The organism is Paenibacillus oenotherae (assembly GCF_019443105.1).
GTDB lineage: Bacteria > Bacillota > Bacilli > Paenibacillales > Paenibacillaceae > Paenibacillus_Z > Paenibacillus_Z oenotherae.
This window is the reverse complement of record NZ_JAHZIJ010000057.1, coordinates 1-1,536: the sequence shown is the minus strand read 5'-3', so window position 1 is coordinate 1,536 and position 1,536 is coordinate 1. Positions and strand designations below refer to the sequence as shown.

Annotated in this window: 1 protein-coding gene; it reads left to right on the top strand. The window is 48.2% G+C overall.

Going from position 1 to position 1,536, the window contains the following annotated elements; all coding sequences use genetic code 11:
- Window positions 1-110: 110 nt before the first annotated feature.
- Entirely contained in the window at window positions 111-1,322 is a 1,212-nt protein-coding gene (locus K0T92_RS24465) for an IS4 family transposase (protein ID WP_219875249.1), read from the top strand.
- Window positions 1,323-1,536: the final 214 nt, after the last annotated feature.

Here is a 1,536-nt window from a genome sequence, read left to right as displayed (position 1 = left end):
GCAGAAATTTTGCAAAGAACCACAAGCACCAAATACAGAGGGGAATTTTACAAAAAGAAGAGGTTCCTGTACCGTAGATAGTAACGACACCCCTACGGAAAGGAAACCTCTTGCCTACAATCGTATCCAAAAACTTGGTTATCCGTCAAGTCATAGGGGAGTTTGTCTCTCACATTCCGCCATTATGGCAGGATGCTTATGCCAAGAAATTATTTACATGGAATACGTCGCTCCTTTACCTCTTCGGCATTTTGCAGCAGTGTCGCTCTGTTGGAAGTATTGCTGGCTATCTGGCGAGTACACCATGGATGCAGAAGTGGACCGACCTAGAGTCCATTGATCCTTCAGCACTTAATCGCCGATTAAATGATTTGCCAACTGACATGTTAAAACAAATCTTCGTAGAGCTCATTGCGAAATACGCCAGCGACTATGGTTTGCCTCAGCCGATGAAGCACTTAGGGGCACTGGCAGCCGTAGATGCTTCCTCGATCACGTTAGGAAAAGTCCGTGGCGAATGGGCGTATCAACAGCGTGGCCAAAATGCGGTCAAGTTACATGTACGTCTGGATTTAACGGGTGAATCCAGTGGCGTCCCTAGTCGCGTCGTGCTGTCCACAGCAACCGTGGCCGATCTGGACAAAGAAGTCACCAGCGTCTTGTTAAAAGAGAGGCAGGTCACGTATTTGCTCGACCGGGGGTACCTTGATTACAGGCAGTACATCACCTGGAGTCAAAAAAACATCCGATTTGTAGCCCGCATAAAGGCAAACAGCAAGATGAAAGTGATTCGCAAGCAAGCCCCGCTTGCGTCTAACGTGGAGCAGGATGCTGTGGTTGAATTCGCTCATCCCGATACGGGGGCGTGTGAGCAGCTTCGGCTCATTGTCTACACGTACGTGGATGCCAAGGGAAAAAGGCATCGGGTTCGCGTGCTTACGAATCGTTGGGACGTGTCCGCCGAGGATGTTTCGCAGATGTATCGCTACCGTTGGAAGGTCGAACTGTTCTTCAAATTTATGAAACAACAACTGGGTTTGAAGAAAATGTACAGCGCAAAGCCTCAAGCCGTCTGGAATCAAATCTATCTCCATCTGATTGCCTATATGTTGCTGGAACATTGTCGGCAGCAGGTGAAGCCAACCTACAAACGCGGTGAATGGATTCGTCTCCTTCGTGCCTATCTGGAGCAGCCATGGGCGACGTTGTTAAAGCACTTACAAAAGCCAAAGCAGCGAACGAGTCGAGGTAGGCGCAAGAAAGGCGGCCGGCCACGTAAGCATCCTAAACGATTAAAGCCAAAGCGTATCCTGTATTGGTAAAAGCGACCCACAATTGAATCAGGCACACCTAAAAAATTGGAGGAGTTGTCGTTGCTCACTTGAGGATGGCCTTTTTTTTGTCTTTTTACATACAACGCTCGTTCAGAAACCCCGCTTTTGTTCATAAAAAGTCGTGGCCCACTGCTTCTACGAGAATCCGTGTACAGCGAATTGCCGCTCTCTATAGGTAAGCTAACTCTTTGCAAAATTTCTG